This window comes from Sphingobacterium sp. UBA7625 (genome assembly GCF_002484085.1).
In the GTDB taxonomy this organism is placed as follows: domain Bacteria; phylum Bacteroidota; class Bacteroidia; order Sphingobacteriales; family Sphingobacteriaceae; genus Sphingobacterium; species Sphingobacterium athyrii.
The window spans coordinates 109,645-128,961 of the sequence record NZ_DLJD01000030.1 but is presented as its reverse complement, the minus strand read 5'-3'; the positions used below and the strand labels follow the sequence as shown (position 1 = coordinate 128,961).

Below are 19,317 nucleotides of genomic sequence, written 5' to 3'. Positions count from 1 at the left end.
TCCAACGTCTCAACCTGCTGGACTGCTACAGCGCACAAATATTTTCTAACCGAATAGATAAAAGAATAGCATTATTCTCCGGTACGATCAGTTTCCGAATGCACTGTAATTGCATCAGTCCAAAGACCCGGATAATCTGTTTGTACAATACGTACATAAGGGTATTTTTCCAAGAATGACCGGTAGACTTTTACCCCTTCCAGGCTTGCTTTTTCATCATCATCCCCCAGACTATTCATCCAGAAATAAACACCCTGCTGCCGCAAGGAATTAAGCCTTTCTGTGTCCGTAAACGACTCATCAAGATGAATGATTGATGTCATCTTCATCTGTAGAATCGCATTCAGCTCCTTCATACTCCGTGCCCGCGGGAAAATCGTGATTTTTGTATTGAGTTTATAGATGCCCGGCATATCTTTGTAATCATAAAGAAAAAATAACACCTGGTCTTCCATCCCTTCTTGTGCGATAAGATCATAGGTTTTGGCGACAAATCCCCTCCGTTCTTCCTTAAAATCCAGGTCAACAATAATTTTTCCTTTACAGACACGCAGCGCTTCCTGCAACGTTGGAACTGACAAATTAGTCCTTTCACCTTCAGCGGGGCCACGCAAACGCATTTTCTGAATTTCGGCGTAGGTATGTTTACTGACCTCCCCACTTCCATTTGTGGTACGATTGAGTGTATTGTCATGCATCAGTACAAGTACACCATCTTTTGTGGCGCGAACATCCAACTCCACAACGGAAGTACCCAAGCGAATCGTCTCTTCGATTGCAGCGATAGAATTTTCTGGATACGTCAGGTGTGCACCCCGATGTGCCGCGATATGTATACTCTTTTGATCCAGATTTTTTAGTAAATTCACGGACTGAGCATATAACATGGTAAGGGACATTCGCACTATACCTAACAAGATAATACAATAAAAGCTTTTTTTCATCCTTATAAATTTGTTTATTCGACAACCAATACTCCTATGGATCAAGGTCCATCGACTTTGTTTTCAGACGGAAATGATCCATAAGCGTACGTTATGATTATTTTTTTGACAGCTCAAACGAATCAAACAATTGTCCATTGAGCTTATAACTTGCAAAATAGAGCTTATTCGCCCTGAATTTTATCACCTGGTAGAGTTGTGTTTGCGCGGTTGCAACATCCATCCATCGCTCAGAATCGGATTCGTACATCTTTGGTCCCGCTACTGACAACAGGTATACAGGTCGTTTTCGGCCAAGGCTACCCCGGGCATAGGTATGATCGTGGCCCTGCAAGACCAAATCAACACCATATTTCTCGAAAATAGGTTTGAACCGTTCTCTTAATATGGTATTGTCTCGACTTTTTGCGGTAGAGTACACCGGATGATGCATCACAACAATATTCCATTTTTTCGTGGAAGAAGCCAGCACACTCTCCAGCCATTTTTCTTGTGTAGAAGCCGCTACCGAATCCAGCATAATTAATTGGGAGTTCAGAGAAACAATGCGCAGGTCCTGATAGTCCAAATAGTAAACCGCATCCTGAAGTCCCACAGGTCCATTTTTTGGTAGGTTAAACTGTACTTTCCAATGCGGATCCAAAACCAGACTTCCTGTCGAATCGCGTCGGTATTCATGATTCCCGGGCGTGGGGATAGCAGGTATCATTTGATGAATGAACCCTGCCCCTTCATACCATTCAGCCCATTCTTCATCCGTATTGGAGCGATTGATCAGATCACCGGCATGAACAATAAAACGTGCATTTGATTCCTGCTGAAAAGCACGGCGAATCGTCCGTGACCAGCGCGAACGCAAATCATTCTGAGCATCCCCCAGGTAGATAAAAGAAAAATCACCCGATTGTGCCGCTGTTTTAAATTGATTCCACGCACTCCAATGGGTACCGTCACCTACGCGATAGGTATACGTTGTTCCGGGTTTTAAATTCCGAAAGCTAACATGGTTATAAATATCCTTCTGCTCGCCCCTTTCCAAATACGATTGGGTACCTTCTACTGTATGCGCATTTGTTTCAAAATCGGGATTGCTTTGCTCTTCGGCAATCTGTCCTATTATTTTATCGCCATTACCCGTCGCGCGCCAGGAGACCGACTGTGTGCTGCTCGGATCGTCAGACCAGGTCAACATAATACGATCCGGCTGTTTATCTGTCACACTGGACTGTGCCTGACCATGCGCCATGGAACACCATAACGCTATTGCTAAAAAAAGAGATTTTATTTTCATTGTTATTTTAATCTATGTATCCTGTATATTTTACCAAGGTTTACCCGTTCCTTGCAATAACCAAGGTTTGGACCATGCACTATTTTCATTATCAGCCTGCGAATACGCTGTTTTCTCGATACGGCTTAACGCTTCTTCGGCATTCTTCTGATTCACGCTCATTTCTGTCTGCATGTAAGGTACACGTACCGGAAGCTGTGCACGGATCGCTGCTGGTCCAGCTTTTAATTTTGGATACCCCGTTCTCCGATAATCAAACCAGGCCTGTGCACCGGTGGACCAGCTAGCGATCCATTTTTGCTCGATAATCTGTATTTGTGTATTTTCAAAAGTCACACCCTTTTGGCGAATATAATCTGCGTAATTTGACGCTTTTCCCCAGCTTGTCAGCGAGGCTTGAATACCACGTTCATAATATGTACGCGCAGTCTCGGGTACAGCCCAGCCCTTCCAGGCCGCTTCAGCCAAGATAAACTCCACTTCGGCCGCAGTCAACAACCTCGCTTTGAGCAAAGTTCCTTTGGCTGAGCGATAAATATCATTGAGATAAGATACATGGGGATTGATTGAAGTCTGTCCGGGTGTCGGATTCAAATTATAAGCGGAAGGATTTTTAGATCCACTCGGTGGCAAACCCACATAATCTTTATCTGTATCAATAGGTATTCCCTTGATTACATCGGGTGACAGGATGCGAATGCCGTTAACAATTTTATCGGTACCAGGGGGTACCGTGCTGCTCACTTCGATTGGTATCTCTACCCTTTTTGCCCAAACGGCCAGTCGTGGATCATTCAGTTCCTGAAGTCGGTCGACAAATGTAGCACACATTTTCATTCTTCTGAAATTGCTTCCACTGGCATCATAAACCGTATTTGACGGCCAGGAATCGGCGGCATTATTGCCGGCAAAATCCATCAGTACCTCATCTGCCGAATTGGTAATCAGTGGAAACTTATCGGGATTGGCCAGCATGTTTTCAACCCCCTGCCTGGCAAAAGTATTCGCCTTCTCTGAAATACGCATATAATACCTCAAGGCTAGGGAATTGGCAAAACGGCGCCATTTGGAGGCTTTACCATCAAAATACACATCAGCGCCCGCCAATACTTCATAGGATGCATCCGGTCGCGACAGCAATTCATTTGCCTGTTTTAGTTCCTCGATAATCCCTTTGTAAATCACTTCCTGGCTATCGTATTTTGGAAAATTATATTTGGTATCCCCAAGTTCTGCTTTCAAGGCATCCGTATAAGGCGCATCGCCCCATAAGTCGGTGATCAGGCCAAACAGATAGGCACGCATCACCAGGGCAACACCCTGATGAAAATTCAGGCCCAATTTCTCTGCCCGTTTACGCATCAATTCGTTATCCCGCAGAAAACCATAGTAACTGTCCCAGCTCAAAATTCCCCCCGTCCATTCATAGTCATTATGCGAGTTGAACCAAGCATCAAACTGCGTATGTTGCATCACTCCACCAAGATCGGAGAAACTTAATTCATTGTATTTTTTTGCTGCTCCCGTCAATATCGTTGGCAATAGCAGATTGGGATTTGCATCCTCTTCACTCACTCCATTCGGATTGATATTGAGTTCTGTCAAGTCTTTACACGCAGAAGTACTCAAAATCATCCCTAGCGCAATGATCATTTTCGTTAATGTCTTCAACTGATTTTTCATCCTTATTACCGGTATTAAAATGTCACATTTACTTTAAATCCTATCGGCATTGACCAAGGCGTCACGTTATAACGCTCAATTCCTTGTTTAAATCCGATGCCTGTTTCGGGCTGGAAAGCCATTTCGGGATCTATTCCCACTTTTGCTTTGGTCCATAAGATCAGATTGCGCGTATAGACCCCTAGGCTTCCATTTGCTATGCCGAGCCGTTTCAACCATTTTCCCGACAGATCATAGCTAAAAGAAAGTTCACGAAGTTTGACAAATGAAGCATCGAATGTTGCTGCATTCATAAAATCCCATGGATAATTATCTGAGTAAGCAATATATTTGGTCCCCTCGGCACCTAGATTTTCAGTATATCCTGTGATATTGCCTTTATCATCGTATTGGGCAATCACCCCAGGGTTAAATACGCCAAAATTTCCGGTGACACCGCCCACATTCACAGGATAACCGCCATACTCTTCCCCCGGCCCCCCAACAATCGGATAGCGATTCCCTTGGACACGCACCAGATTATTATCTACCAGGTAATTTCGAAGTGTCTCTCCTGTCATTCCCTTGGGGTTGATCAACTGATCAAGAAAACGCTGTGTGGTCAGGTTGGATTCAAAATACCGATAAGTTTGCGACATGAATTTTCCACCAAAACGCATATCCGCCGCGATATTCATTGTCCACTTTTTATACCTTAGGCTGGACTGCAGCCCCATGGTAAAATCCGGATTAAAGTTTCCGATCTTATTCCGGCTATTATTGATCCGGACGGCCTGCCAGGAACCATTTTTGTTCAGGATTGGAAATCCGTAATAAGGCGATGACTGATCTTCAACTGTGACCAGCTTCGAATCGTATAAATCGCCTATTTCTTCCCCTACATAGGTACGTGCTCCTCCTCTGCCGTCGGTCCAAAAAGTATAAAATTCTACTCCTTCCGATAATTCATCAATACGCGTACGGTTGCGATGCCAGTTGAGCCCGAGATCCCATGACCAATTTTCTTTGGCAATAGGCCGCCCCGAGAGGGCCAGCTCGATACCACGGCTACTCAATAAGCCGGCATTAATATTTTTTGAATTGAAACCACTTGAACTTGGGAGCGTCGTAGAGATGATCTGGTTTTTATTCGCCAACTTGTAGTAGGTCCCCTCAAACTTTAAGCGATTGTTCCACAGACCGAGATCCATCCCCAACTCATAAGATGTTGCGATCTCGGGTTTCAGGTCAGGAATCAAGAGTGCTCCGGAGCGTGTCAGGCGCAGTACATCTCCCCAACTGCCCGGATTACTCAGCACATTGGATAGGTTATAGGGATAGGTATCATTTCCGACCCGTGCAACCCCAGCTCTAAGCTTCATTAAATGAATCGCTTTAGGCAGCTTCAATACCTGATTGGCCAGTAGACTTAGTGATGCCGAAGGATAAAAATAGGATCGGTTATCCACCGGAAGCGTACTTGACCAATCGTTACGTCCTGTCAGATCCAGATAAACCATATCACGATAACTTAGATTCACTAATCCATATACGCTGTTTATTGCTCTTTCCGAGATGGAGCTGTAGAAGTCCAGATTCAGCGGACTGATGTTTGCCAATGTATATAAGCCCGGCGTGATTAGACCTGCGCCATTTTTTGATGTGTTTTGCACAGACTTACCACGGTTGTAGCGCAAATTGCCTCCCAATGAACCCGTCGCATGGAAATCACCCATTTTCTGTGTGTAAGTAGTCAGAACATCAATATTCTGCTCCATATTCATCAGATTCACAATCCCATAGGCGCCCCGGGGTTCATTGGTGTAGCTATAGGGAATTTTTGTTTCCCTATTTTCCCAGTAAACATCTGCGGCATAGCGCAGCATCGCCGTCCAGTCTTTTTTAATCGTCCAATCCAACCGTAGATTTCCAAACACACGATCCCGGGTAAAGGCATTATTAACGCCATAGGCCAAAAAATAGGGATTATTATGATTGCCTATAGACTGGGAACGCTGTTGTAGCTGTTCCTGTCCGGGGAGCCAATAATCCTTTAGATCGAGAATATTTATGTGTGGAGCAACCTCATAAGCCGCCTGAATAGGATTTGTCCCCCGATTTCCAGCTGGTCTGTTATTCGAATTATTTCGGCTGGCATCCAGAGAGAGGCCTAAAGTCAGACTATTTCGAAGTCGCATGGTTGAATTGATATTTAACGTATTTCGAAAAAGGTCTGCATTGGGAATAATCCCTTTATTAGCCATATTGGAATACGAAAAACGGTAATCCAATCGTTCACTGCGGTTACTCAGGGAAATACCATTAGAACTTGTTATACCCGTTTGCACAAAATTCTTGATATTGTCCGGATACGATTTCAATTCCGTTGGGATCGGTTTCCCCTGTTCATCGAGCGGGCTATTCCATTGAACAGCTTTATATCCTTTATCTAAGGCTGGGCCGACCATGACAGTTGACTCCTCTTCGATGATCAAATTGCCGGGCTGGTCACCGGGTCTCCAAGGCATGGTACCGCTAGCAAATTTATTATGCAGATCAATAAACTTATAGGGAATATCAAATACCGTGTTGCTATTGACAGCAATCGTCATTTTTTCTGCATTCTTCCCTGTTTTGGTTGTAATTAATACGACGCCATTGCCCGCTCTTGAACCATAAAGAGCAGCTGCACTGGGTCCCTTCAAGATGGAGATATGCTCGATATCTTCGGGGTTGATATTGGCAATGGCATTACCATAATCGACTTTATTGTCATCCCCTATTTGACCGATATTATTCAGACTATTCATTAACGGGACGCCATCCACGACAAAAAGCGGCTGATTGTCTGTACTCAACGAAGAAGCTCCCCGAATCACCATATTGACTGTCGAGCCTGTTGGTCCCGTTGAACTGATCGTGACTCCCGGAACTTTCCCCGCCATTCCAACCAAAAAATTATCATTGTTGACGCGGTTGAGATCCTCGCCTTTTATCTTTCCGACTGCATAACCCAGGGAACGATCCTGACGTTTAATCCCAAGTGCCGTTACCACGACTTCATCGAGCACACTATCATTTCTTTTTAAGATCACCTGACGTACAGTAGTATTGTTATCATCCAGTTTTATAGGATGGAGTTCCTTTTTCTCATAGCCAACATGTGTGATCACCACATGATATTCACCAGGACTCAACTTGACCGTTACCTCCCCTTTTGCATTAGACAAGCTACTCTGCCCGGTCTGAATCACATGCACAGACGCACCGGCTACGGGCTTGTTGTCCACGTCTAAAATCTGCAATTTCAACGGATAAGAGGTTTGTTTGCCCGCATTTCGAACAAGGACAATCCCGCCCGTGACTTTCCTTGATTGAATGTCGGTACCTCTCAAAATATAGTTCAATACCTCATCGAGATGCACGTTGCGGAATACCTTTTCAGTTATTGCTATACGCTCCAGGTGGAGAATATTTCGATCATAACCAATTGCCTGACCTGTTTCCTGCGAAAGCTGGAGAACAGCTTCCGCAGCATTGCCACTACGGAGATGAATATTGATCAGATCGCCAGGTATCAGCTGTACGCTATCCATTACCCCGGCACGACTATTTGCTCCCGAAATAGAAAGCACTGAACAGAGCGCGAGCTTTACTGCCAGGCTGGTGAGCTTTGTTATTTTATACATATATTTGTATGAATGTTTTTTAACATGACTTATTAAGGTGCTCACTGGTCGATTTAGCGGTTTGCCAGATGAGCACTTTTCCTTTGGTAGATTTTCCGTCGTTTTCTGCTGATGCAGCTTATTTGTGTAAGATTATTTCATTTTTTTCCCTCCTAAATTTGATTTGATGAATAGTGCAGATCATATTCAAGACCTGATCCAAGGACTCAACCTGAGGAATCATCAGGGAGTAGTTGAATTTATCCGTATCAAGGTTGTCTGCAATCAATACAACACCATAACGATTATAAATAATTTCTTTTAGCGCATCGAATCCCACATTATTCAATAGCATGCCACCTTGTGTCCATAGATTCACAGTACTTGGATGCTGATCAAAAATTTCAAAATGTTTTTTTGCCAGACTGTAACGTGCCGCTTTACCCCTAGTCAGGATATGTTGTTCCCCATTTTCTTCAGCGAACACCTTTACACGTCCGGTTTTAACTTCAACCGTAACTTGTCCGGAAGCCTGTGAACGATTGACATTAAATGAAGTCCCTAATACGGCGACAGAAATAGCCCCTGATGCTATCTTAAACGGATGCAAAGTATCACGCTTAACCTTGAAGAAGGCTTCGCCACGATCTAAAAAAATGGTTCTATTTTTTCCGTAGTTTATCTTATCATAGCGAATCTGTGCATTTCCATTGAGAAAAACAGAAGTTCCATCGGGAAGAAAAATCTCCCGCAATTCACCGGCTTTCGTCACTGTTTGCATAAGCTGCGTTTCGGATACTGTTGCCCCGGAATTGAGCGCTGATTGATTGTTCCGGAAAAATAGAAGAGCTGAGACACCTAGCAATACGAATGCTGCAGCGGCAGATAGCCATCGAAACCGTTGGTTTTGAGCTGCTTTTTTTCTCTCGGCCCGTACCGCCGGTACAAGTCGCTCAAACAACTCGTCCTTTACCGCATGACGATGGGCCGTATCATGAAACGGATTAATATCTTCATCTGTAATAGACTGATACCAGCTATCCACCCGTTTACTTTCCCCTTCAGTTAATTTTCCCTGTAGGTAGTATTGTATTATGCGTTTAAAGTTCTCAATATTCACTGTTATTATTTTTTATTCTAATACAGGCGAATACCCTCGAAGTACTTTAATTCAATGTGTTTTTTATATTAAATAATAATGAAGCAGATAACTGCCTGCGAAGAGTAGAAAAATCGAATCACGTTCAGCAAATCGTTGGGTCAATTCCTGACGCAGGATTCTTCTTGCATCCGATAAATAATTTTTGACAGTCTGTTCGGCCAGGTTTAACTCTTTGGCGATTTGCGTTATCGAATAGTTTTCATAGCGCATCAAATAAACCGATCGCATCAGCTTGGGCAACCGTCCAATAGAATCTTCCACAATGACCTCCAATGCCTTGTACTTTGCTAAACTATGATCATCTAAATTGGTAAATAGCTCCATTCGTAAGGCAGCCTGATCAAACACCTGTTTACGAACCCGCTCCGTCGCATAATAATTGAGTACTTTGTTTTTAACAGAAGTATAGAGATAGGATTTCAAGGAGTTATATTCGGTGTTAATGAGATTGCGCCTTTCCCAGATGTGTATAAAAACTTCCTGCACGAGATCTTTTGCGGAGGCTTCATCCCTAAGATGGCGAAAGACTGTTGTGTACAACTCCTCCCAATACAAATCAAAAAAATAGGTAAAAGCTTTGGTATCACCTGCTTTAAAAAGTGATAAATAGTGGTTATCTACATGGGCTTTGGTCGTTTTCACCTTACAAAGATAGTGGCACAAGATTACGGGAATGTTAATTTTTCCGGAAGATTTCAAACACAATCTTCCCATTTACATGAGATAAGATCGATATTGTACAATAAGCCTTTATTTTTGTTAATAACCATGTTAAGTACCTAAGTATTAAAAGACATTTTGTTGAAAACCTGCCCAGCATCGGGTGGGCGAAGCCCGATGCTTTCAAAGTACCGAGCAATCGCTTTGTATAAAAAAAATGTTAACAACACTGTTAATTTACTCGATATAAATGCTATTTATGTTAATAACATTTTTACCGCATCCTATTTTCAAAGACAAAATAAGTCTATTTAAAAAATTATCCCGGTCGCTAAGGGTAAAACGAAAGTTAGCTGTCATAAAAATAAAGCTTAATCAATATGAAACTAACATCAATCTTAATCATAGCAATGGCGACCCAGGCCACGCAATCACTTGCGCAGGTTCAAGGTTCGACGAAGACAAACCGACGGATGGTGACCGAAACTGTCAAAGGGACTGTCCTGGACAAAAATACAAGACTACCACTGATCGGTGCCACCATTATTCTTTCTTCCAACGGAGATACAAAATCCGTTAGTACAGATCAGCAGGGGGTATTTAGGCTGCTGCAAGTTCCTGTTGGACGTCAAGTATTACGGGTACGTATGGCGGGCTATAGACAGGAAGAGCTATCAGAACTGCTCATCACCTCTGGTCGTGAGAATATCCTTAATATTGAAATGGAACCACAGGCAAACACCTTAAACGAAGCCGTGGTTTATGCAAACACCGGAAAGCAACCATTAAATCAAATGGCGATGACCAGTGGTCGCTCTTTTTCTCCAGAGGAGACCAACCGTTATGCCGGTGCTTTCTTTGACCCGGCCAGAATGGCACAGAGCTTTCCCGGAGTTGTTGCCGGTGGTGACGACAATGAGATAATTGTGCGTGGAAATTCGCCTAAAAGCTTACAATGGCGATTGGAAGGCATCGAAATTGTAAATCCCAACCACTTTGGGGCCGAAGGTGCCGCCGGTGGAGGGATCAGTATGCTTAATACGATGGTTTTGGGAAAATCTGATTTCTATACTGGTGGACTGGCTGCTGAATACAACAACGCCATATCGGGAGTATTTGACCTTAAATTTAGAAAGGGAAATACCGATAAACGCGAATATACATTCAACGTCGGTGTGTTGGGGGTAGGTGCAACTTTAGAGGGGCCTTTCAAAAAAGGAAGCGATGCCTCTTATTTGATCAGCTATCGTTACTCATCATTGAGTCTATTGGAAAAAGTAGGGGTAAAAGTCTCGGATACCGGTATCCCAAAATACCAGGACCTCTCCTTTAATTTTGTATTTCCAACCAAAAAGGCCGGAACATTTTCATTGTTTGGGATAGGCGGTCTAGGAAAAATAAAGGAAACTGCCAAACGCAATTTCCAGGAATGGGAGGAACGTACAGATGCACAGGACATGAACCTGGGATTTAACGCCGGAAGTGCTGGACTAAAACATCAATATATCGCCAATGATAGGCTGTATTTCACCAATATTATTTCGGCATCGGTCAGCCGGAATTCCAATAAAACAGATACCCTGACACAGGATTATGTAACTAGCCTGTATCATAAAGATAAATTTACAAATACCGCCATCCGTTATGCCGGTAGCCTTAACTATAGAGCGAGCAGCAAAAACACAATCCGTGCCGGTATCAATGCCAGTCTGCTTCGATATGATCTCTACGCCTTAACCTATGATACCGAACTTGCCGCATTAAAAGAACGGATCAATGAAAAAGGGAATACCAGTACCTATGACGCTTTTGCACAGCTCAAAACTGAACTGTCCGACCGCCTGACACTAAATACGGGGGTACACGCTAACTATTTTGCCTTAAGTAAAAGCTGGACTGCAGAACCTAGACTGGGCTTAAACTGGAAAGTCGCGGCAGACCAGACGATATCCTTTGGTACCGGGCTTTACAATCGTTTAGAACCACTCAGTTATTATTTTGCCAAGAACGGAACCGGTCAAAATACAACAGACAATACAGCGCTATCCCCTACCAAATCCGCGCAGGCTGTTATAGGCTATGAAAAAAATCTAAGCCGCACGCTGAGATTTAAAACCGAAGTCTATTATCAACATTTATACAATGTCCCTGTATCCTCAGATCCAGACATGAACTTCTCCCTACTCAACGTGTCGGATATTTCGGCAATAGGAACATCGACCTATCGTCAATTGGTCAATAAAGGTACAGGCAGAAACTATGGCATTGAGTTAACAGTTGAAAAATCACTCAGCAAGGGGTATTATTTTATGGCCACCACTTCAATATTTGATTCCAAATTCAAAGCACTCAATGGCAAAGAATACAATACAACATTCAATACACGCTATGTCGGTAATCTATTATTGGGAAAAGAATGGACAGTGGGAAAAAATAAAAATAACCTATTCGGGATGAACGCCAAACTGATCTACGCGGGTGGAAGAAAATACTCTCCGGTGCTGGAGGATGAATCCTTACGCTTAGATGAGGAAATCATCGATCAAAGCCGGATTAATACGCTAACTGCCGATCCTTATATTCGACTTGATTTTTCATCAAGCTACCGCATCAACCGCAAAAAAGTGAGCCACCTCATCATCCTGGATATTCAAAATATCCTCAATAGAGAGAATACGGTCGGGATGCATTACAATTTCAGCAAACGTGTTATCGAACCGCAAAAATGGACCGGGATCATCCCAACTATTAACTATAGAATAGAATTCTAATAGACTAGCAACGTGAATAGCAAACTTCGGCAACCGAATGAATAAGGTCCAAGTTCTGTGGAGAACTTGGACCTTACTTTTTAATATTCACGGCAATTCGAAAGAATTAAATCTTTATTTGTTACCCGTCGGGATTGTTTCTGATGAAGTACTACCCGCGTACTCAGCCTGCGGAAGCTTGATCTCGACAATCTGATTTACTTTTGCACCTTTATTGATGAGATGAATACGTATAGCTTTTTCCTGTTGCAGTGGATCTGCCACATCCAGCTTGAAGACGCTATTTCCCTTTGTGATTTGCAGAATAACCGGCTTATCCACCTGAATAGACCAAGCTCCAATTTGATAGGTACCAGACTCATAAAATACGGCCTGAATAGCGGCCAGACCCAGATGTTCTACAGCTTGAATCGCAGGCGTATTGTGCCAAATTTTTAGCTGCTGCATAGCCCGCTTATCGATCTGATCCACACCAGGTACCACGATATAAGCATAACTTCCATTGACCGGGTCTCTTGCGTGTTCAAACCATAGTTTGAATACCTTTCCATGGACAGGATCTTTGGACCGGGAACGATTGATACGGCACCAGGAACCCGATTGCTCTTTTGTGGTCAGCCCGACTTTCATCGCTTCCGGAAAATAATAGCCGACCTGATTGTGCATGACATATTCATCTTGTTTGACATTTCGAACCAGTGAATCGGTTGACATCTGCTCTTTTCCATTCCATACGACAGGACCATTCAACCAAGTTTGATTCAGTGTTGTTACGACCGGTTCCGCAGCACTACAGTTAATTCCACTGCCCAGACAAATAATCTCCTTATCAAAAAAGAACCATGCTTTTTGTGCAGCCAGTCCATCGTATTGAACAGACATGGCCGATGCGCCGATTGTACCATTGCTGACCCCACCAGAGAAACTATTGGCAGCCAGTACACCCCACTGTTCTTTCAGTTCCTGATCACCCTGATAATCTCGGGTTGTTGTCCCCGGAATTTTGTCCCATTCCCATACTGGCATGATATTATAGTATTCTGGACCAAATACCTGAATATTGGTTACACCATCTGTCATATTTTTACCAAGCATATTTTCACCGTTTCCTGATTCCGATTTGTTGGTTCGCTTGCTTGCCAGACGCAGGTTGAAATGAAACTGTTTTCTGAGGTGTGTTGTGTAGTCTCCTTTCCAATAATGTCGATGGAGGGATTGATCTTCTACATTAAAAGCCTGTATACTATCTAATTTTGCCAATCCTTTCTTCCAGATCTCATTTTTAGCTGGATCAATCAATTGCATCTGCTGCAATATGGCGACTTCCTGGTCCTTGCGCAATATATCTGGTCGTGATATCCCACGTCCATGCACATTAAAATCAATATAACGTGAGCGTATGATCGGCAGGTAGGTTTCCAAAAGAAATTTTTCGAAGAGGGCCAATTTCTCCTTATTAACCGCATAAGGTGTCTCGCGAACATAGGCCATTACCTTAGAAATTCCCTTTAAAAACTCTTCGCCATAGCCTGCAATATACAATTGTGGTCCATGCTGTAAGTAAGAGAAATCATATTGCAACCCCTCTTTCCCATCCACCAACTGGATGGGAAAAAGCAGTTGTTCCATAGCAGCAGTCAGTAGACTGGCATCTTCCAGGATCAGTGCACGATAGAAATAATGCATGGCAATATCACTTTTGTTCGCGCCCGTTTTCTTATAAGGATCCCCTCTTTCCATCAACTTGACCAGTGCTGTTTCCACTGTAGCTGGGATTTTCTCCTGACCAAATTTCATCAGGATCAGACAGACACCTATTGCTTTGGGAGAAGCGATTTCATTGTGCCACCAGTTTGTTGATTCAAATCGGTTATTTGCCCAGTACTGAGCCGCCCGTACAATCTTGTCATAAAGCGACTTTTGCTGATAAGATTTACTCTTGGGCGAGACATAAGCTACGATCAAAGCTCTCAAGCGATCCAAGTGTTCTCCTGGAGGCCAGAGTGAAATTGATTTACTCGTGTAGTCTATATCAGACCAAGTACCAGCTTCAGTCAATTGATTGATCCAGATTGTGGTTTTATCACTGTGCGCGGCCAAACTTTGCAATTCGTCCTCGTACACATGTTTTTTGATGCGATCAAATGTATAGTTGTCCTGGGCTTTAGCCATGACAAGTCCAAATGCGAGTAAAAGTATAAGTATGATTTTCATTCGTTTTTTATTAGCTATCCGATTAAGGATATTGTTTTTCTGCGGCTGTTCCGACCACCTCCATTCTGTGCTTCATGATCTGGTTCTGGTCATTATCCAAAACAGAACTCAACCATTTGGGCTTTGCCATTTTTTGCTTCCCATTCGGCACGTGAGGGTGCGCAAACCGATGCAGATGCATAAGCACACTGAAAAAGAATCCCATGTTTAGCCAGCTCATCGATATGCGGTGTATGCACCTCCTTGACACCATAGTAACCAAAATCATCATAACCACCAGCGTCGCTCAGGATCACAATGACATTGGGCCGCTGTTGTGCAAAAACAGGGATCTCGATTAGAGAAAGTATACTCAACATCGCAAGTATACGATAGCACATTTTCCGATAGATCATCGCCTTAGATTTATCCCTAAATGTAACCTTAAATGTATTGGATTTTTTGTAAAAAATCGAAAACGATTTCGTTAAGTCATTTTTTTTTAGTCCTTTAGATAAGTAAATCTAATGTGAAGCAGATGGAAACAAATAGCAGAAATCAACTCGCAGTTATTGCTAGAGTTTTGGTCGGAAATCTTCAGGAGCAGGCTTTAACAAAGCCCCTGACAAGCCTACGCGAAAGTAATCGGGAGTCCATCCTGCCAGACCTTTTTCAGTTTGTGGACAAATGGTCAAAAGCACCATTTCCAATTGTGGTAGCGGAGCTCTGGGCAGACTTTACGAAGCTCATTTCCCTTCATTCCGAATGGGGTTTTGTGGTTATTGAAGGCGCATGTATTGCGGATATTCCGAGTTTTTACGCCGAAATCAATAGGGTTTATATGGCCGATGAAAATTGGAAAATTGGCAGTCTTGATGGTTTCGATGACCTGCTGTACGGTGGCTTTGGAAAAGTTCAGGAAGCAAAAAAGCATACGATCATTTGGAGGGACATCGATCACAGCCGCGCGGCACTAGGAGTGACAACCACCCTCGCCTACTATCAGGAAAAACTTGCTGCCAATTCGCCGTTCAATCAGACTTATTTCCAACAGAAACTAAGTGATTTACAGGCCGGAAAAGGACAGACCTATTTTGATATCGTAGCGGAAATAATACAATCGCATCCAAAGGTTGACTGGATTTACTAAAGGATTTAAAGATTTCAAAATGCTATCTTTATTGAACCTAAACAGAATACCATGAAACATATAGTAAAGATGTTTTTTTTGTTGACGATGCTATTTCAGCATATTGCTTATGCGGATAGTCCACTGAAAGTCGCTGTTGCGGGGCTCAATCACGACCATGTATATCTCCTGCTGAATTTATACAAAGAGAAGAAGGTCGAGATCATTGGAATAGCAGAATCCAACAGCGTCCTGGCTGACAAGATTCAAGCGCAATACCATCTTCCGAAGTCCGTTTTTTTCCCAGACTTAAGTTCCTTGCTCAAAAAAGTAAAACCTGAAGTAGTCCTTGCCTACAATCCCACCAATGAACATATTCAGGTAGCAGAAATCTGTCTGCCGCTCAAAATACCGGTCATGGTGGAAAAGCCTATGGCGACCACATTGGCTGATGCCAAACGTATCGCCACACTCTCCAAGGAAAACAAAACACCTTTTTTGGTCAATTATGAAACAACTTGGTACAGGAGCAACCAACAGCTCAAGCAATTGGTAGACCAAAATGCCCTGGGCCGTGTGACACGGATGATTGTAAAAGATGGGCATGAGGGGCCGAAGGAAATCGGATGTAGCAGTTATTTTCTCGATTGGCTGACGGATCCGCAAAAAAATGGTGGTGGTGCATTAATGGATTTCGGCTGTTATGGGGCCAATCTCATGACATGGATCAAGAATGGCGAACGGCCTATTTCTGTCAGTGCTATTACACATCGACTGAAACCCGAGATCTATCCCAAAGTCGAAGATGATGCGACCATTATCTTAAAGTACCGCGATGGCAGTACTGGTATCATCCAGGCATCTTGGGCATGGCCATACAGCGTAAAAGATCTTCAGGTATTTGGGACAAAGGCCCAACTCTATGCACAAAATGATAAAAGACTGGTGAAATATACACAGCATAATGAGGAGCCGACAGTTATTCCAACGGATCAGCCTTATTTTGAAAACCATATCCAATATTTGGAACATGTTTTAAACCGAAAACAGCTAGCTGAAGGCGATCTAGGTTCCATCACTAATAATGTGACGGTAGTTGAGATATTGGAGGCTGCAAAGCGTTCTGCGAAAGAAGGAAAGACGGTAACATTAAATTGATCTTTAATAGAAAAAGGTATATAAATAAGTAATCCACATACCTTTTTCTATATTTACCAACATCGTTGACAAAGACATGTTGGATTTGTTTTGTCTTGTTCAATCTGAGTTCTGAGGTGAACCGTTAGGGATCCAGCGGCTCATCCGGATCAATTGTGAATGCTTCTTCTTTCGCCTGAAATTCGATGATAACATCCGAAATTCGTTTTCCAAGGCTGTAGGGGACATAACCCAATTCGCGGATACAACGGTCGGCCATTTTTTCTACAGCATCGATATGTGCCTTACTGCTGTTAACAATGGCAAATTTATCTTTAGGAAATCCATAGCTCAGTAGTATACGGGCAGTATTGCGCAGATTTGTAGTTGTATGGCGGGCATGCGGATCGATCAGGATCGCTTGTTCCGGAACTCCCATGACATTGATCAGGTACTTTTTCATCTCGATTGCCTCGATATAAGCCGTTTTATAGGGATGTACCTTTCCGCCGGAAAGTACAATAAAGGGGGCCAATTTTTCAAAATAACTACGAGCAGCCATGCGTGCTCGCAACATTCCGCCCGGACTAATCGGCTGCCCATAGCTTTCGGGGCCTGCCCCCAGCGTCAGCAATAGGCTGTAAGGATAGGCTGAAAAATCCGTCTTTTTCACTTGTTCAAGCGCCTTTTTATTTTCCAGTGCCATCAGTGGCTCCAATTGCGCGGCATCCCAACGTTCATTGATCTCAAGCAGCCTAACTGCTGTCATCATTGTCATAAAAAGCGCCTCCTTACCAGTCGGAATATCTTTTAGCACATCCTGACGTACATCATCCAAAAGCTGAAGGTAAGCCTTACGATTCACATCAAAAGAAATTGAATCAATCTTGGGATAGTTGGGCTTTTTGCCACCTCCATAGACATCAACAACATAGTTCATGGCACCAAAGTCCTGTAACAGCGCTTTCTTAAGATACATTTTTGCAGTCTCATCCCTTGGTATACCATAAGTCCTTGATGGCATCAATGTCGATTCAACCATTTCCTCCAATTTCCTGTTGCCTTTGATCTGACTGGAAATTTGTTCAGCCATGAGTTCGATCTCAGAATTTCTCCATTTAAAAGCTTCCAGAAAACAGCTGAGATCCGTGCAATGATCACTTCGCTTAAAACGGTCAAACCGCTGGTTCAACAATGCCGAAACAGCCTGGGACGCACAAAGCTGCTGTGTTAAGGCGGAATCCTTTAGCAACAGATAGCTTGCGTAATAATTCTTGCGGATTACCCAGTCCTGCGGACCGGCAGGATTGGGTTTGAGCTGACCTTTGGAAATATGCATTCCGCATATTCCCAAAGTCAACAAAATGACCTTTTTAATGATACCTGTCATATCCGATTCTATTAATAACCCGGATTTTGATACATACGCTGTGGATCCAATTTATATTCATCGAAAGGAATTGGAAAGTACCGATCCTTTGTGGATATATTGGAGATTTTAGCGTTCCCATAATCCGCCTGGTTTTTAGTTTTAAAGTACGTCACCAATTCCTGCGGATTATAGTTCCGGATTAAATCAAACCAACGTTGATTTTCGAAAGCCAGTTCCACACGGCGCTCGTGCAAGATCGCCTCCTTTAATGTCGGGTATTTTGTACGGTAGTCATTGCTTAACATTGAGGCTGCATAAGAAGGCAGGCCAGCACGTTCGCGCACCTGATCCAATAGCGCAATAGCCTCAGCTTCTTTACCCAGATGGTACTTTGTTTCGGCCAATAATAACATCACATCGGCATAACGGATCAAGATCCAGTCATTTCCGCCCCAACCATTGGTACCCGCAGCGTCACTATTATCCCTAAATTTGGTTACAAACCAATCGTTAACTTGCGTATTGGTGGCAAATTTTACGGAGAAACCTTTTCGGATATCGTCTTGCTCGTAATCTTTAATCAAATCTAGTTTTGCCACTTCACCAGCACCTGTCGAATTGTAACGTGAGTTGATAGTTTCTCCTCGCGCCTGGTAATTACGGGCGATACTCGAGCTATAGTTTTGGTCTCCCTGTTTGTACTGAATCTGAAAAACGAGTTCTTTACAGCTATTTTTCTTGGTCACATCGAAAACATCCGCATAGGGGATTTCGTTTAGCTTGCCAAAAGTTCGCATTTGGTAAGCCGCATTGAGGTACTGTTCTGCCTTCGCAAAATTTTCTGCACTCCCCGACGTCTGCGTTGCACCCAACGTTAAGTATACTTGCCCCAAAATCGCATTAATGGCCGATTTAGACGCTCTACCAATGACGTAATCTTTCTGTGTATTGGGAAGATTGCTGGACAATGCCTCCGTCAAATCCTTAATGATCTGTTCATACACAACCGACTCTTTTTGCCGAAAAGCCAATTCATTTGCTTGCTCTTTACTTGTAACCTGTACCGTAGACAATGGAATATCTCCAAATTTGCGTACCATATGGAAATATAGTAATGCACGAACGAATTTCGCTTCCGCAATATAACGGCCTTTTAATTCTGCACTTGTAAAGGTCACATTATCGACATGTGAAAGAACCACATTACAACGGCTGATGGCAGCATACATGGCAGACCAATGTGTCTTGAGATAAGTATTACTCGGCAGCAACGAGAAGTCATTGAACTGGAATGGTTCCCCGGCATTGGATTGGTTATCATTACGTCC

13 protein-coding genes are annotated in these 19,317 nt (G+C 43.2%); 3 read left to right on the top strand and 10 right to left on the bottom strand.

The genetic code is table 11. The annotated features are described in order from the left end of the window. Positions 1 to 71: 71 nt before the first annotated feature. From B4G94_RS14225 to B4G94_RS14200, 6 genes are all read right to left on the bottom strand, one after another. On the bottom strand, positions 72 to 869 hold the full coding sequence (locus B4G94_RS14225) for a glycerophosphodiester phosphodiesterase family protein (RefSeq protein WP_286859644.1): 798 nt from the start codon (positions 867 to 869) through the stop codon (positions 72 to 74). A 172-nt stretch (positions 870 to 1,041) separates the two neighbouring features. Then, positions 1,042 to 2,235 carry a purple acid phosphatase family protein gene (locus tag B4G94_RS14220; RefSeq protein ID WP_286859643.1) on the bottom strand — a complete coding sequence of 398 codons (1,194 nt, stop codon included), beginning with the start codon at positions 2,233 to 2,235 and terminating at the stop codon, positions 1,042 to 1,044. Positions 2,236 to 2,265: 30 nt separating this feature from the next. Further along, positions 2,266 to 3,918 (bottom strand): SusD/RagB family nutrient-binding outer membrane lipoprotein, encoded by a 1,653-nt coding sequence (locus tag B4G94_RS14215; protein ID WP_286859641.1) that lies wholly within the window; start codon positions 3,916 to 3,918, stop codon positions 2,266 to 2,268. Positions 3,919 to 3,932: 14 nt separating this feature from the next. Next, a complete protein-coding gene (locus B4G94_RS14210; protein ID WP_286859640.1) occupies positions 3,933 to 7,586 on the bottom strand; it encodes a SusC/RagA family TonB-linked outer membrane protein in 3,654 nt (1,217 codons plus the stop codon). Between the two features lie 118 nt (positions 7,587 to 7,704). Next, entirely contained in the window at positions 7,705 to 8,685 is a 981-nt protein-coding gene (locus tag B4G94_RS14205) for a FecR family protein (RefSeq protein WP_286859639.1), read from the bottom strand. A gap of 63 nt (positions 8,686 to 8,748) precedes the next feature. Next, entirely contained in the window at positions 8,749 to 9,369 is a 621-nt protein-coding gene (locus B4G94_RS14200) for an RNA polymerase sigma factor (protein ID WP_286859637.1), read from the bottom strand. A gap of 398 nt (positions 9,370 to 9,767) precedes the next feature. On the opposite strand from B4G94_RS14200, the gene B4G94_RS14195 reads away from it, so the two are divergent. Beyond that, positions 9,768 to 12,158 (top strand): TonB-dependent receptor, encoded by a 2,391-nt coding sequence (locus B4G94_RS14195; RefSeq protein WP_286859636.1) that lies wholly within the window; start codon positions 9,768 to 9,770, stop codon positions 12,156 to 12,158. A 114-nt stretch (positions 12,159 to 12,272) separates the two neighbouring features. On the opposite strand, the gene B4G94_RS14190 is transcribed toward B4G94_RS14195, so the two are convergent. Both B4G94_RS14190 and B4G94_RS14185 read right to left on the bottom strand, forming a co-directional pair. After that, a complete protein-coding gene (locus tag B4G94_RS14190) occupies positions 12,273 to 14,372 on the bottom strand; it encodes a polysaccharide lyase 8 family protein (RefSeq protein WP_286859635.1) in 2,100 nt (699 codons plus the stop codon). Between the two features lie 92 nt (positions 14,373 to 14,464). Continuing rightward, complete coding sequence (locus B4G94_RS14185) at positions 14,465 to 14,767, bottom strand: sulfatase-like hydrolase/transferase (RefSeq protein ID WP_286859634.1); 303 nt, start codon at positions 14,765 to 14,767, stop codon at positions 14,465 to 14,467. 122 nt (positions 14,768 to 14,889) lie between these two features. On the opposite strand from B4G94_RS14185, the gene B4G94_RS14180 reads away from it, so the two are divergent. Further along, on the top strand, positions 14,890 to 15,501 hold the full coding sequence (locus B4G94_RS14180) for a hypothetical protein (protein ID WP_286859627.1): 612 nt from the start codon (positions 14,890 to 14,892) through the stop codon (positions 15,499 to 15,501). A gap of 51 nt (positions 15,502 to 15,552) precedes the next feature. Beyond that, positions 15,553 to 16,638, top strand: coding sequence for a Gfo/Idh/MocA family protein (locus B4G94_RS14175; RefSeq protein WP_286859625.1), 1,086 nt, complete (start codon positions 15,553 to 15,555; stop codon positions 16,636 to 16,638). A 124-nt stretch (positions 16,639 to 16,762) separates the two neighbouring features. On the opposite strand, the gene B4G94_RS14170 is transcribed toward B4G94_RS14175, so the two are convergent. Next, on the bottom strand, positions 16,763 to 18,007 hold the full coding sequence (locus B4G94_RS14170) for a YdcF family protein (protein ID WP_286859624.1): 1,245 nt from the start codon (positions 18,005 to 18,007) through the stop codon (positions 16,763 to 16,765). A gap of 11 nt (positions 18,008 to 18,018) precedes the next feature. Then, the coding region (locus B4G94_RS14165; RefSeq protein WP_286859623.1) for a RagB/SusD family nutrient uptake outer membrane protein at positions 18,019 to 19,317 on the bottom strand (1,299 nt) is incomplete at its 5' end.

Coding starts and splice junctions, on each gene's coding strand:
- B4G94_RS14180 (WP_286859627.1), top strand. CDS start 14,890: ATGGAAACAAATAGCAGAAATCAACTCGCAGTTATTGCTAGAGTTTTG.
- B4G94_RS14190 (WP_286859635.1), bottom strand. CDS start 14,372: ATGAAAATCATACTTATACTTTTACTCGCATTTGGACTTGTCATGGCT.
- B4G94_RS14175 (WP_286859625.1), top strand. CDS start 15,553: ATGAAACATATAGTAAAGATGTTTTTTTTGTTGACGATGCTATTTCAG.
- B4G94_RS14195 (WP_286859636.1), top strand. CDS start 9,768: ATGAAACTAACATCAATCTTAATCATAGCAATGGCGACCCAGGCCACG.
- B4G94_RS14215 (WP_286859641.1), bottom strand. CDS start 3,918: ATGAAAAATCAGTTGAAGACATTAACGAAAATGATCATTGCGCTAGGG.
- B4G94_RS14220 (WP_286859643.1), bottom strand. CDS start 2,235: ATGAAAATAAAATCTCTTTTTTTAGCAATAGCGTTATGGTGTTCCATG.
- B4G94_RS14170 (WP_286859624.1), bottom strand. CDS start 18,007: ATGACAGGTATCATTAAAAAGGTCATTTTGTTGACTTTGGGAATATGC.
- B4G94_RS14210 (WP_286859640.1), bottom strand. CDS start 7,586: ATGTATAAAATAACAAAGCTCACCAGCCTGGCAGTAAAGCTCGCGCTC.
- B4G94_RS14185 (WP_286859634.1), bottom strand. CDS start 14,767: ATGATCTATCGGAAAATGTGCTATCGTATACTTGCGATGTTGAGTATA.